We start from the raw sequence: 14,392 nt of genomic DNA, 5'->3' as shown, positions 1-14,392 counted from the left end.
AAGCTTCCCGAGGACCCGACGATACGTTAGGAAACCCGCGCTGTTTTTTCCCTGCCCACAATAAGAATCCCTGCTCAAGGACCGGTTTCCATGCCCGCATTCCGCACCATTCAGGCTCGTTACACGCTGTTTCTGGTTCTGTTCATTCTGTTGTTGTCGGTGCTCACCGTGGTTGGCATCAGCCAATTGGTCGCGCCCAAGTTGCGCCACACCGAAGAGCAAGTGGTGCTCAACCGCATTGCTGAAGTGGCCGAGCAAATCCAGGGCGAATTGAACAAGGTCCAGGCGCAACAGCGCAGCATTACCCAGACCATCCCGCTGCTCGACAGCGCGGCCATCGACACCGTGTTGCCGGGGCTGGTGGATCAATACGGCGAACTGAAAGTCTTCGGCGGCGGCATCTGGCCGCTGCCCGGTCAGCGTGAGGCCGGACGCAACAAGTTCAGTACGTTCTGGCACCGCGATGCCTCCGGCAAACTGGCGGTGAACACCTTCTGGAACAGCGACGCGGCCCCCAACTATTACGACCAGAGCTGGTACAAGGGCGGCATGCAGACCCCGCGCGGCCAATGCGCCTGGGCCGCTGCCTATAAAGATGACGCCAGCGCCGAACCGCGCACCAACTGCGCCATGGCCATCCAGAAAAACGGAAGCGCCTGGGGCGTCTCGACCATCGACGTGACATTGGGCTTCTTCAACGAGCTGGTGGCGCGCAAGGAAAAAGACCTCAACGCCGAAATGCTGATCGTCGAGGCCGACGGCAAGATCATCAGCAACAGCTCGCGCATCAGCGGGCCGATCGTGCTGAAGAACATCAGCGAACTGGCCGGCGGCTCGACCTTCGCCAGCCAGGTCAAGGCCGGACTGCAAAATCGCGAGCAGGCGCAGCGCGTCGAATTCGACAACCACGGTGAAGCCAGCACCTTCTTCATGCGCCCGATCGAAGGCACCCCGTGGTTCCTCGCCACCGCACTGCCGACCAAAATGCTCACCGCCCAGCGTGACGACGTGCTCAGCAGCCTGAGCCTGCTGCAGATTCCGCTGGTGATCCTGCTGGTGCTGTTGCAGGTCTACGCGATTCGCCAACTGGTTTCGCGCATGAAAGCGCTGAAAGCCAACATCGATTCGCTGTCCAGCGGTGATGCCGACCTGACCCGGCGCATCACCATCCGCGCTGAAGATGAGCTCGGCGCCATCGGGCATTCGGTCAACACCTTTATCGCCTATCTGCAGAACATGATCGGCGAAGTCACCCAGGCCACTGGTGCAATGGCTTCGAGCCTCGACAACCTGCAGCGTACCTCGGCGCACACCAGCCAGATTCTGCTGCGCCACGCTTCGGAAACCGACCAGACCGTCACCGCCATCAACGAGATGAGTTCGACCGCTGAAAGCGTCGCCCAGAATGCCGCTGAAACCGCAGCCTTCACCCAGCGCGCCAACGAAAACGCCGACCGTTCGCGAGTGGTGGTTGGCGAAGCGTCAAGCAGCGTGGTCGCACTGATCGACGAAGTGGCCAGCGCCACCCACAAGGTCGAAAGCATGCAGCAGGACGCCCAGCGCATCACCGAAATCCTCGGCGTGATCGGCGCCATCGCCGGCCAGACCAACCTGCTGGCGCTCAACGCGGCAATTGAAGCAGCGCGTGCCGGAGAACAGGGCCGTGGTTTTGCGGTGGTGGCAGACGAAGTGCGTGCCCTCGCCGCCCGTACCCAGGCCAGCACCTCGGAAATCAACGAAATGTTGAGCCGCCTGACCCAGGGCGTCAGTTCGTCGGTCAGCGCCATGGAAAACACCCAGGCCAGTTGTCAGTCAGCCGCGGACGCCACTGCGCGAGTCAACAGTGGCCTCGACGAGATGGCCGGTTCGGTCAGCCACATCAACAGCCTCAGCACCCAGATCGCCACCGCCGCCGAGCAGCAAAGCGCGGTCACCGAAGAGATCAACCGCAGCATGGTGCAGATCCGCCACATGGTTGACGAGCTGGTGGAAAGCGGCCAGGCCAGCGAACTCAACACCCGTCAGCTGCTGGAAGCCAACAGCCGGGTGAGCGCGATCATGGGGCGCTTCAAGGTTCGCTGACGGTTTTGTCATCTTGCGCTCAGTGGCCTGTCAGCTTTGATCTACGATCATGTTGGCAGGCCTGCCCCGTATCACTTGGAAACACTCCGTTGATGCCCGGCAGGAAAAACAGGTCAAAATGCCTTCCTTTTTTGATCGTTCCTCCTTTGATCCGAGAGCCCTCCATGCGAAACCACCTGCGTCTGGCCGCCCTGAGCGCCCTGTTCATCTCCTCCCTGGCGCAAGCCGCCGACCTTATCCCGATCGAAGTCCACCGCGACGCCAACTGCGGCTGCTGCAAAAAGTGGATCAGCCACCTGGAAGCCAATGGCTTCAAGGTCGAAGACCACGTCGAATCCGACATGAGCAGCTTCAAGCAGCAACACGGCGTTCCGCCACGTCTGGCGTCCTGCCACACCGCCATCATCAATGGCAAATTCGTCGAAGGCCATGTCCCGGCGGAACAGGTGCTGGCCCTGAGCAAGCGTGACGACCTGCTGGGCGTTGCCGCACCGGGCATGCCGATGGGCTCGCCGGGCATGGAAATGGACGGCATGAGCGATGCGTATCAAGTGATCGGCCTGAAGAAAGACGGTGCCGATGTGGTGGTGGCGGATTACCCGGCCCATTGATGACGGCGGGTTATCTCGGGCTGTTCCTGGCCGCATTCGGTGCGGCGACGTTATTGCCACTGCAATCGGAGGCCGTGCTGGTCGGGCTGCTGGTCAGCGACCGTTATTGGTTGTGGGGGCTGCTGGCCGTGGCGACGCTGGGCAATGTCCTCGGTTCGCTGGTGAACTGGTGGCTGGGGCGCGGGCTGGAACGGTTTCAGGACCGGCGCTGGTTTCCGGTCAGCCCGAAGCACATGGCGCGCGCCCGCGTTCACTATCAGCGTTACGGTCACTGGTCCCTGCTGCTCAGTTGGCTGCCGGTGATCGGCGATCCGCTGACGTTGATCGCCGGGGTCATGCGCGAACCTCTTGGGCGATTCCTGCTGATCGTCACTCTCGCCAAAGGCGCCCGCTACGGGGTGCTGGCGATGCTCACCCTTGGCTGGCTCGGTTGAACGATCCGGCCCGGGGATTGCCTGTGTTTAACGTCGCCCTAATCCGGCCGTTCCAGCATCGGCCGATTTCTTGTGGAGTTGTCCTATGTCTGTGTCGCTGACCCGCTGGCTGCCCGGCCTGGTGTTGACCGCCGCCCTGCCCCTGCTTGCTCACGCCGAAGGCCCGCAATACGGGCCGGAGCTGCAAGGTTTCGATTATCCCTACACCCTCAAGCACTTTGCCTTTCAGTCCCAGGGCAAGTCGCTGCAGATGGGTTACATGGACGTCGCCGCTGATGGCAAGGCCAACGGACGCACCGTGGTGCTGATGCACGGCAAGAATTTTTGCGGCGCGACCTGGGACAGTTCGATCAAGGCCCTGAGCGAGGCCGGCTACCGGGTGGTCGCCCCGGACCAGATCGGTTTCTGCACCTCCAGCAAACCCGATCACTACCAGTACACCTTCCAGCAACTGGCGGCCAACACCCAGAAACTGCTCAAGGCGCTGGGCATCCAGAAAGCCACCCTGCTCGGCCACTCCACCGGCGGCATGCTCGCCACCCGTTACGCGCTGCAATACCCGGATCAGGTCGAGCAACTGGCGCTGGTCAATCCGATCGGCCTGGAAGACTGGAAAGCCCTCGGCGTGCCGTATCGCAGCGTCGATCAGTGGTATCAGCGCGAATTGAAAGTCACCGCCCAGGGCATTCGCGACTATGAACGCACGACCTATTACGACGGCCGCTGGAAACCCGAATTCGACCGTTGGGTCGACATGCTCGCGGGCCTGAGCAACGGCCCGGGCAAGACTCAGGTCGCATGGAACTCGGCGCTTATCTACGACATGATCTTCACCCAGCCGGTGTACTACGAGTTCAAGGACCTGAAGATGCCGACCCTGATGCTGATCGGCACTTCCGACACCACCGCCATCGGCAAGGACATTGCGCCGCCCGAAGTGAAAGCCAAAATCGGCCACTACGAGGTGCTGGGCAAGCAGGTGGCAAAACTGATTCCTCAGTCCACGCTGGTGGAATTCCCCGGCATGGGCCACGCGCCGCAGATGGAAGAGCCGGCGAAATTCCACGAGGCACTGCTCGGCTGGCTGGACAAAACCAATCCCGTTCGTTGAAGAGGTAACGCTGATGGCGGTGCAGATTGCGGTGATCGATGACTGGCAGGACGTCGCGCGGGGCGTAGTTGACTGGTCGGTGCTCGACAGTCTCGGCGAAGTCACCTTCGTCCATGAGTACCCGGCGGACAACGCCACGCTGGCCGAACGTCTGGGCCAGTTCGAAGTGATCTGCGTGATGCGCGAACGCACACGCTTCGATGAAGACCTGCTCAAACGCCTGCCGAATCTGAAGCTGCTGGTCACCGGTGGCATGCGCAACGCGGCGCTGGACATGCCGGCCGCTGCTCGCCTCGGGATCAAGGTCTGCGGCACCGACAGCTATAAACACGCGGCGCCGGAACTGACCTGGGCGCTGATCATGGCCGCCACCCGCAATCTGCTGAACGAAGCCAATGCCTTGCGCGCCGGCCAGTGGCAGCAAGGCCTCGGTGGCGACCTGCACGGCAAGACCCTCGGCATTCTCGGGCTCGGCAGCATCGGTCAACGGGTGGCGCAGTTCGGTCAGGTGTTCGGCATGCGCGTGATCGCCTGGAGCGAAAACCTCACCGCCGAGCGCGCCGAGCAGGCCGGCGTCACTTATGTCAGCAAGCAGCAATTGTTCGAACAGTCTGACGTGCTGTCGGTGCACCTGGTGCTCAGTGATCGCAGCCGGGGGCTGGTCGATGCCCAGGCGCTGGACTGGATGAAGCCGACCGCGCTGCTGGTCAACACCGCGCGCGGACCGATTGTCGACGAGGCGGCGCTGATCAAGGCCTTGCAGAAACAGCGCCTCGGCGGTGCAGCCCTCGACGTGTTCGATCAGGAGCCGTTGCCGACCCTGCACCCGTTTCGCACCCTCGATAACGTGCTGGCCACGCCCCATGTCGGCTACGTCAGCCGCCAGAACTATGAGCTGTTCTTTTCGCAGATGATCGACAACATTCAAGCCTGGTCAGCTGGAGAACCGATCCGCCTGCTCAACTGAGCCTCCTCGCCTTCGCGGGCAATTCCTGCCCGTGAAGCAGCATCCGCTGTCCGCCCGCCAACACAATTGTGCGCACCGCAACAGTGCGCTCGCACGTTACCCGCGCCCAAAATCGTGACCGGCCGGTCACCATTTTGCATCATCAACCCTGCCAAACATGCACTTCGTCGGGGCGCCCGCCTTCCCAAAGCCACGGATTTCGTGAGCCCGCAACAGATTGTCGAACAATTCATCCGATTGCCCTGGCCCGCTCTAGGATCTGGCCTAGACTGGTTTTCGCGGGGTAAAACCGGCCGGTCATAAAGTCAAAAATTCGTCGAAACTTTTGCAGATCGCGGCGGGTCATCTGATAGGCAGGGCCAAAGCGACTGGTTCAAGTCTTGCAATGGCCCCCTCACCCATTCTGCTTGCACGTGTTGGGTAGCGTTTGCTCACCGATGCGTGGCGCGTTTGCGCCCGGCCACAGGACCTGGCCATGGACATCGCTTGTTCAAGACAAGAATCAGATCAAAAAAGACGGGAGATTCATATGATCAGTGCGGCATTGGATATTCAGGGAGAACGGGCTCATCAGCCGATGGGTGACTCGAGCACCGTAAGCGTTCCCGGCAGCCGATCGATCAGCGTCCCGGGCACCAAGACGCTGACGCCAGTGGCCAGTCAGAACCCGAACAAGAAGAAAGTGTTGTTCGTGACCTCGGAAATCGCCGATCTGGTGAAGACCGGCGGTCTGGGAGACGTCTCTGCCGCCCTGCCCCGCGCCATGGCGCACCTGCATGACGTCCGGGTGTTGATCCCCGGTTACCCGCAAGTGATGAACAGCGAGAATCCGATCCACATCATCGGCGAACTGGGTGGGCACGCCGCGCTGCCGCCCTGCAAGATCGGGCGCATGGACATGCCCGACGGTCTGGTGATTTATGTGTTGATCTGCCCTGAACTCTATGCCCGTGACGGCGGCCCGTATGGCGCCAACAACGGTCGCGACTGGCCGGACAACCACATCCGCTTCGCCCGTCTGGGTCTGGCCGCCGCCGATATCGCCGCCAACCTCGCGCAAATCCACTGGTGCCCGGATCTGGTGCATGCCCACGACTGGCCGGCCGGGCTGGCGCCTGCCTATATGCACTGGCGCGGGCAACGCACGCCGACCCTGTTCACCATTCACAACCTCGCGTATCAAGGCGTGACCAGCCTGGGCTCGTGCCCGGAACTCGGGATTCCCGCCCATGCCCTGCAACAGGAAGGCATGGAGTTCTACGGCAAGATGTCGTTCCTCAAGGCTGGCATGGCCTATTCGAGCCACATCACCACGGTCAGTGCCACCTACGCGCAGGAAATCACCACTCCGGATTTCGGCTGCGGTCTGGACGGTTTTCTCGCCGCCAAGACCCAGCAAGGTTTGCTCAGCGGCATTCCCAACGGCATCGATGAAAGCTGGGATGCCGCCACCGATCCACATCTGTTTGCACCGTTTGCAATCGGCGACTGGGAAGGCAAAGCGGTGAACGCCGCCCATGTGCGCGAACTATTCGGTCTGCAAGATTCCGAAGGCCCGCTATTTGCCGTGGTCTCGCGTCTGGTCTATCAAAAAGGCCTGGACCTGACCGAAGCGGTATCGGAATACATCGTCCAGAACGGTGGCCAGATCGCGATCATCGGCCGTGGCGAACCGGAAGAAGAACAGGCCATGCGTGAACTGGCGCTGCGCTTCCCCGGCCAGATCGGCGTGCGCATCGGCTTCAATGAAACCGACGCCCGCCGCATGTTCGCCGGCAGCGATTTCCTGCTGATGCCATCGCGCTATGAACCGTGCGGCCTGAGCCAGATGTACGCCCAGCGCTTCGGCTCGCTGCCGGTAGCACGCAACACCGGCGGGCTGGCCGACACCATTGAAAACGGTGTTACCGGTTTCCTGTTCAACGAATCGACCGCGGACAGCTACCGCGAAGCCCTGAGCCGCGCGTTCAAGGTGTTTGCTTTCCCCGACCTGCTGCACGCCATGCGTTGCCGGGCGATGGCTGCGCCGTTCAACTGGTGCAAGGCTGTCGAACCCTACGCCGAACTCTACGAACAACTGGTGGCCAAGGCGCTGGGTAAAACGCACCACAAATAACCAGGGAGGTTTTCAACGATGCCGTCACGGACACCTGAAAGCTGGCCCCACGGCGCGATCATGCTGGATGCCGAGCACACCCAATTCGCGCTGTGGGCGCCGGATGCATTTTACGTCAGCGTCGAGCTGGACAACGGCCAGTCCCTGCCAATGCTGCCCCAGGGCGAGGGCTGGTTTGTCATCAAGACCCGCTGCCCTGCCGGCAGCCGCTATCGTTTCAATATCGATGGCGAACTGGAGGTGCCCGACCCGGCCTCCAGGGCGCAGGACGGTGATCTCGACCGCCACAGCGTGGTGGTCGATCCGCACCGTTATTCCTGGCGCAACACCACGTGGCAAGGGCGCCCCTGGAATGAAGCGGTCATTTATGAACTGCATGTCGGCGCGCTCGGCGGATTTGCCGAAGTCGAGCAGCATCTCTCACGCCTCGCGGAGCTCGGCATCACCGCCATCGAGTTGATGCCGATCGCGCAGTTTCCCGGCGATCGCAACTGGGGCTACGACGGCGTGCTGCACTACGCGCCGCAGGCCAGTTACGGCACGCCGGAACAACTCAAACATTTGATCGACAGTGCCCACGGTTATGGCCTGGCAGTGATTCTGGACGTGGTCTACAACCACTTCGGCCCCGATGGCAATTACCTGCATCGTTACGCCAAGGGCTTTTTCCGCGAAGACAAACACACACCGTGGGGCGCGGCCATCGACTTTCGTCGTCGCGAAGTGCGGGACTTCTTCGTCGAAAACGCCTTGATGTGGCTGCTGGAATACCGCTTCGACGGCCTGCGACTGGACGCGGTGCACGCCATACAAAGCCCCGATTTTCTGCCTGAACTGGCACATCGTATCCGTCAGCAGATCGACCCTGCCCGCTACGTTTGGCTGACCATCGAGAACGAACTCAACCAGTCGAGCCTGTTGGAGGAGAACTACGACGCGCAGTGGAACGACGACGGCCATAACGCCCTGCACGTGTTGCTGACCGGTGAAACCGACGCCTATTACGCGGACTATGCACTGCAACCCACCGAACAACTGGCCCGCTGCCTGAGCCAGGGTTTCGTGTTTCAGGGTCACATCACCCGCCACGGTGAACCGCGCGGCGAGCCAAGCGAGCATCTGCCCTCCACGGCGTTCGTGCTGTTCCTGCAGAATCACGACCAGATCGGCAACCGTGCCTTCGGCGAACGCTTGCATCAATTGTCCGACCCGCGCGCAGTGGATGCTGCGACAGCGCTGCTGTTACTGTCGCCGATGATTCCCCTGATGTTCATGGGCGACGAATACGCCGCCGAACAACCGTTCCTGTTTTTCACCAGCCACCATGGCGAACTGGCGAAACTGGTACGTGAAGGTCGGCGTAACGAGTTTGCGGCGTTCAGTGCTTTCTCCGATCCACACAAGCGCGAGCAGATTCCCGATCCGAACGCCGAGCAAACCTTTCTCGCCTCACAACCGCGGCTGGTCGGCAGCGGCACAGCTCGGCAACGGGAGACGTTGGCGCTGTACCGCCAACTGCTGCAATTGCGCCATCAATACATCATTCCCAACCTGTCCGGAACGCAGGCACTCGGCGCCCAGGTGCTGGGGCCCGGGGCGGTCAGCGCGCGCTGGCGGCTGGGCGATGGCAGCGAGCTGCGAATCGACCTGAACCTCAGCGATACGCCAGTGGTCAACCTTCCACAGACTGATTCGGTGTGGCTGTTTCGCCAGCCACCCGACACAGGCCTGTCGGATGAGGGGCAACTGCCCCCGTATTGCGCGCTCGTCAGCCTCACGGCCGCAACCCCTTTGCCACCCTTGGATGGAGAGCGCCTATGAGCGATGCGCAACTGGAAATTCTCGCCAGCCGAGCCGGCCTTGCCGTCGACTGGATCGACGCCAACGGGCGAGCGCAAAAAGTCGCCCCGGCGGTGCTGCGCAATGTGCTGACCGGCCTCGGTCACCCGGCCGGAACGGCCCAGGAAATCGACGCCAGCCTGCTTGAACTGCAACAGGTACAGGAAAATCGCCATCTGCCGCCACTGCTCACTGCCGATGTTGGCGTGGGCGTGGACCTGGCCCGTTATTTCGAACCCGAAACCCCTTGCGAGATTCACCTTGAAGACGGCTCGCGCCTGAGCCTCAAACTGGATGCCGAGGCCGTGCTGCCCGGCGAAATTCCGGTCGGCTACCAGCAAGTGCATATCGCCGATCAACAATTCACCCTGGCCGTGGCACCGGAACGCTGCTTCAGCGTGGGTGACGCGGTGGACAGCCCGATCCCGCGCGCGTGGGGCCTGAGCGTGCAGCTTTATGGCTTGCGCCGTCCCGGCGATGGCGGTTTCGGCGACACTCAGGCCCTGGAAGAACTGGCCCGGGTGGCCGGCGAGCGCGGCGCCGATGCCTTGGCGATCAGCCCGCTGCACGCGATGTTCAGCGCCGACACCGGGCGCTACAGCCCTTACTCGCCGTCCAGTCGGCTGTTTCTCAATCCGCTGTACGCCGCACCGGGCGCGATCCTCGGCGAGCGCGCGCTGCGCGATGCGATTGACGCAGCTGGCCTGAACGATCAGTTCGAACAACTGGAAAACCTGAAACTGATCGACTGGCCGAAAGCCGCCGAGGCCAAACTGAAACTGCTGCAAGCCTTGTACGACGGCTTCATCAGCGGCGAACACCCGTTGCACGCCGACTTCTCCAGCTTTCGTGATGCCGGCGGCGAAGCGCTGGAAAACCACTGCCGCTTCGAAGCCATCCAGGAAATGCGCGCCGCCCGTGGCGAAAACCTCGACTGGCGCCAATGGCCGGAACACTGGCACGACCCGCGCGGCGCCGCCCTCGGCGCGTTTGCCGAAGAATACGCCGAGCGCATCAGCTACTTCGCGTTCTGCCAGTGGTTGATCCACCGCTGCCTGGAACGCGCCCAGACCGCCGCTCGCAGCGCCGGCATGGGCATCGGCCTGATCGCCGACCTGGCGGTGGGTGCCGACGGCGCCGGCAGTCAGGCCTGGAGCTTTCAGGACGAACTGCTGGCTTCGCTGACCGTCGGCGCACCACCGGACATACTCAATCGCTCAGGCCAGGGCTGGGGCATTTCCGCGTTTTCCCCGGAAGGTCTTGTGCGTAACGGCTTTCGCGCATTCATCGACATGCTGCGCGCCAACTTCGCCCATGCCGGCGGGCTGCGCATCGACCATGTCATGGGCCTGCAACGGCTATGGGTAATCCCCAACGGCGCACTCCCGGCGGACGGCGCCTACCTGTATTACCCGGTGGACGACCTGCTGCGCTTGCTGACCCTCGAATCCCATCGCCATCAAGCGATCGTGCTCGGCGAAGACCTCGGCACCGTACCCGATGGCCTGCGGGAAAAACTCATCGCCCGGGCCATGCTCGGCATGCGCGTGCTGTTGTTCGAGCAGGACAACACCTATTTCAAACCGATCCTCGACTGGCCGGACAACGCCCTGGCCACCACCAGCACCCACGATCTGCCAACGCTCAACGGCTGGTGGCACGGCCGCGACATCGACTGGAATGCGCGACTGGGACTGATCGACGCCAACGGCGAAATCGACTGGCGCCGTTACCGCGAACGGGAGCGTGAAGGCCTGCGCAACGCCCTGAGCCAGGACCCGCAAAACTTTCGCGAGGAATCCCACGAGGCTGATCAAGTGGTCGATGCCGCTGTCCGCTTCCTCGGTCACACCCGCGCGCCGCTGGTGCTGTTGCCGCTGGAAGACGCGCTGGGCCTCGACGAGCAGGCCAACCTGCCCGGCACCATCGACACCCACCCGAACTGGTCGCGCCGCTTGCCGGCCACCAGTGGGACGCTGCTCGACGGTGTCGACGCAGCAAGACGTCTGGAACTATTGGCGTGTGCCCGCCTTCAGGCAGCCGAGCGTGACCAATGAGTGCATTGCCTATCCAGATATTGCGCGCCACGGTCCGCCTGCAATTTCATCGCGGTTTCACCCTCGATCAGGCGGTGCCGCTGGTGCCGTACTTCGCCCGACTCGGCATCAGCCACATTTATGCCTCACCGCTGCTCGCCGCCCGCGCGGGCTCGATGCATGGCTACGATGTGGTCGACCCGACCCGGGTGAATCCGGAACTTGGCGGCGAGCCGGCCCTGCGCCGTCTGGTCGCCAGCCTGCGCGAACACGGCATGGGGCTGATCCTCGACATCGTCTCCAATCACATGGCGGTCGGTGGCGGCGACAACCCGTGGTGGCTCGACCTGCTGGAATGGGGACGGCTCAGCCCCTACGGTGAGTTCTTCGACATTCAGTGGCACTCCCCTGACCCGCTGATGGAAGGCCAGTTGCTGCTGCCGTTTCTCGGCAGCGATTACGGCGTCGCGCTCCAGGACGCGACCCTGCCGCTGGTTTTCAACGCCGAGAGCGGCACGTTCCACGTCGAGCATTACGAGCATCACTTCCCGATCTGCCCCGGCGATTACGGCGAACTGCTCAAATCCGATGACGCCCCGAACGAAGCGCTCAAGGCCCTCGCCGACCGCTTCAGCGCGCTCAGTTATCAGACTGACGCCCGCTCACTGGCCATACCGCTCAAGGAAGAACTTCAGCAACTGGCCAGCGACCCGTACATCCTCCAGGCCATTCAGCGCAACCTGACGCATTACGACTCGAAGACCGAAGAAGGTTTTCAGCGCCTGCACCAATTGCTGGAGCGGCAAAGCTATCGCCTCGCGAGTTGGCGCACGGCGGCGGACGACATCAACTGGCGGCGCTTCTTCGACATCAACGAACTCGGCGGTTTGCGCGTCGAGCGTCCGGCGGTGTTCGAAGCGACTCACCAAAAGATTTTCCAGTTGATCGGCGAGGGATTGATCGATGGGCTGCGCATCGACCACATCGACGGTCTAGCCGACCCGCGCGGCTACTGCCGCAAACTGCGCCGTCGGCTCGACCATCTGGCGCCGGGCCGGCACTTGCCGATCTATGTCGAGAAGATCCTCGGCGACGGCGAAACCCTGCCCACCGACTGGTCCGTGGACGGCAGCACCGGCTACGAATTCATGAATCAGCTGTCGCTGCTGCAACACGATCCGGACGGCGAACATGTGCTGGGCGATTTGTGGAAGCGCCGCACCGAGCGTCCCGCCGCGTTTATCGAAGAAGCGCAACTGGCGCGCCAACAGATCCTCAACGGCTCGCTGGCCAGCGATTGCGAAAGCGTCGCCCAAGCCCTGCTGCAAGTGGCGCGCGATGACCTGATGACCCGCGACCTCACGCTCGGCTCGATTCGTCGGGTGTTGCAGGCGTTGATCGTGCACTTCCCGGTCTATCGCACCTACATCACCCCGATGGGCCGCTCGGCGCGGGACGAGGTGTTTTTCCAGCAGGCCATGGACGGTGCGCGGCAGACATTGAGCGAAGCCGATTGGCCGGTGCTGGACTCCGTAGCCGGTTGGCTTGGCGGCCAGCCGTGGAGGCGCAAACCCCGTGGCCGTTCGCGCAAGATTCTGAAGCATGCCTGCGTGCGTTTTCAGCAGCTCACTTCGCCGGCCGCGGCCAAAGCCGTGGAAGACACCGCGCTGTATCGCTCGGCAGTGCTGCTGTCGCGCAATGACGTCGGTTACAACACCGAGCAGTTCAGCGCGCCGGTCAGCGACTTTCACGCGGTGAACCAGCAACGTCTGGCGAGCTTCCCCGATAACCTGCTGGCCACCGCCACCCACGACCACAAACGCGGCGAAGACACTCGCGCGCGGCTGGCCGTGCTCAGCGAACGCAGCCATTGGTACGCCGAACAGATCGAGCTGTGGCGCGCGCTCGCTCGGCCGCTGCGCGATGACGATGAACTGCCGTCGTCGGCGGACGAGTTGATCCTCTATCAGGCGCTGCTCGGCAGCTGGCCGCTGGACCTGCGCGACGACGATCAGGCCGGTTTCGCCGACTACGCCAAACGTGTCTGGCAGTGGCAGCAGAAAGCCCTGCGCGAAGCCAAGCTGCAAAGCAGCTGGAGCGCGCCGAACGAGGCTTACGAAAACGCAGCCCAGGCGTTCACCGAACAACTGCTGCTGGCTCCTGAAGGCGAACTGCTGCGCGGAGCGCTGGCCAAGACCGTCAACAGCATCGCCGCCGCCGGCGCCCTCAACGGTCTGGCGCAAACCTTGCTGCGCATGACGGTGCCGGGAGTGCCGGACTTGTATCAAGGCAACGAGTTCTGGGACTTCAGCATGGTCGACCCGGACAACCGCCGGCCAGTGGACTACGCCGCCAGGCAGCAGGCGCTGGAGGCACCCGGGCCGGTTCAGGAACTGTTGGCGAACTGGCGCGACGGGCGAATCAAGCAAGCTTTGATCGCCGAGGTGCTGCGCCTGCGCGCCGACCACACCGAGTTGTTTCGCCAGGGTTCGTACCAGGCCCTCGAGGTGCTGGGCAGCCAGGCGCACAACGTGCTCGCGTTTGCCCGCGAGCATGGGGAGCAACGGGTCATCGTGATCGTACCGATCCGTTGCGCAACACTGCTGGAAAACAGTGCCCTACCCATGGTCGATGCGCTGCGCTGGGGCGATACACGGGTGGTTTTACCGTTCGACGCCTCTGACGAAAATCTGAAGGGACTTTTTTCGAGCACCGCAGTCACAAAAAACAGGGAGCTGCACGTCAGCGCCGCGCTGGGGGATTTCCCGGTCAATCTGCTTATCCAACACGTCTAGCAGCATGAGTTCAGTTCAGGAGCATTGCGATGAGTACCGACGATAAACGCATCCGCGAATTCGCCTATCAGATCTGGGAATCCGAAGGTAAACCCGAAGGCCAGGAAGCGCGCCACTGGGAGATGGCGCGCAAACTGGCCGAAGCCGAGGCGCTGGCACCAAAAAAATCGCCCAAGGCTGCCGGCAGTAAAACCGCCGGCAAGACCGCCACCAGCAAAGCAGTCGATGGCAAGGCACCCGCTGCCAAACCCAAGGCCACGACGGCCAAGGCCAAGCCTGCCAGTGCCGCGAAAGTGATTCCCCCGGGCGAAAAAGCCACCGAGAAAAAGCCCCGCGCGCCGCGCAAGCCGCCTGCGGTCTGACGCTCCCCGAACCATTGATTTGAATAACCGTGTGGCGGG

The 14,392-nt window shown here is 62.6% G+C and carries 9 protein-coding genes and 2 pseudogenes; all 11 read left to right on the top strand.

Annotation, left to right across the window (positions count from 1 at the left end; translation table 11 throughout):
* Positions 1-90 precede the first annotated feature (90 nt).
* Positions 91-1,221 (top strand): annotated as a pseudogene (locus EIY71_RS28875) (cache and HAMP domain-containing protein); the annotation flags it as partial.
* Between the two features lie 333 nt (positions 1,222-1,554).
* A pseudogene (locus EIY71_RS28870) lies at positions 1,555-2,082 on the top strand (methyl-accepting chemotaxis protein); the annotation flags it as partial.
* Between the two features lie 164 nt (positions 2,083-2,246).
* Positions 2,247-2,693 (top strand): DUF411 domain-containing protein, encoded by a 447-nt coding sequence (locus tag EIY71_RS00200; protein ID WP_007957572.1) that lies wholly within the window; start codon positions 2,247-2,249, stop codon positions 2,691-2,693.
* Positions 2,693-3,127, top strand: coding sequence for a YqaA family protein (locus EIY71_RS00195; RefSeq protein WP_011333971.1), 435 nt, complete (start codon positions 2,693-2,695; stop codon positions 3,125-3,127). The genes EIY71_RS00200 and EIY71_RS00195 overlap by 1 nt, the downstream gene beginning before the upstream one ends.
* Before the next feature lie 85 nt (positions 3,128-3,212).
* A complete protein-coding gene (locus EIY71_RS00190; RefSeq protein WP_085745814.1) occupies positions 3,213-4,238 on the top strand; it encodes an alpha/beta fold hydrolase in 1,026 nt (341 codons plus the stop codon).
* A 13-nt stretch (positions 4,239-4,251) separates the two neighbouring features.
* Positions 4,252-5,205, top strand: a complete 954-nt coding sequence (locus EIY71_RS00185; RefSeq protein WP_085745815.1) for a D-2-hydroxyacid dehydrogenase family protein — start codon at positions 4,252-4,254, stop codon at positions 5,203-5,205.
* 529 nt (positions 5,206-5,734) lie between these two features.
* Positions 5,735-7,321, top strand: a complete 1,587-nt coding sequence (gene glgA, locus EIY71_RS00180) for a glycogen synthase GlgA (RefSeq protein WP_085745816.1) — start codon at positions 5,735-5,737, stop codon at positions 7,319-7,321.
* A gap of 18 nt (positions 7,322-7,339) precedes the next feature.
* Entirely contained in the window at positions 7,340-9,142 is a 1,803-nt protein-coding gene (gene treZ / locus EIY71_RS00175; protein ID WP_134019788.1) for a malto-oligosyltrehalose trehalohydrolase, read from the top strand.
* On the top strand, positions 9,139-11,217 hold the full coding sequence (gene malQ / locus EIY71_RS00170) for a 4-alpha-glucanotransferase (RefSeq protein ID WP_134019786.1): 2,079 nt from the start codon (positions 9,139-9,141) through the stop codon (positions 11,215-11,217). Before treZ ends, malQ begins: the two co-directional genes overlap by 4 nt.
* Positions 11,214-13,991, top strand: a complete 2,778-nt coding sequence (locus EIY71_RS00165) for a malto-oligosyltrehalose synthase (protein ID WP_134019783.1) — start codon at positions 11,214-11,216, stop codon at positions 13,989-13,991. The genes malQ and EIY71_RS00165 overlap by 4 nt, the downstream gene beginning before the upstream one ends.
* Before the next feature lie 29 nt (positions 13,992-14,020).
* Positions 14,021-14,353 carry a DUF2934 domain-containing protein gene (locus EIY71_RS00160; protein WP_103386153.1) on the top strand — a complete coding sequence of 111 codons (333 nt, stop codon included), beginning with the start codon at positions 14,021-14,023 and terminating at the stop codon, positions 14,351-14,353.
* Positions 14,354-14,392 lie beyond the last annotated feature (39 nt).

It is taken from the genome of Pseudomonas sp. CH235, assembly GCF_004368175.1.
GTDB classification, from domain to species: domain Bacteria; phylum Pseudomonadota; class Gammaproteobacteria; order Pseudomonadales; family Pseudomonadaceae; genus Aquipseudomonas; species Aquipseudomonas paraglycinae.
The sequence above is the reverse complement of the archived record's forward strand: the minus strand, read 5'-3'. Positions and strand labels throughout refer to the sequence as shown.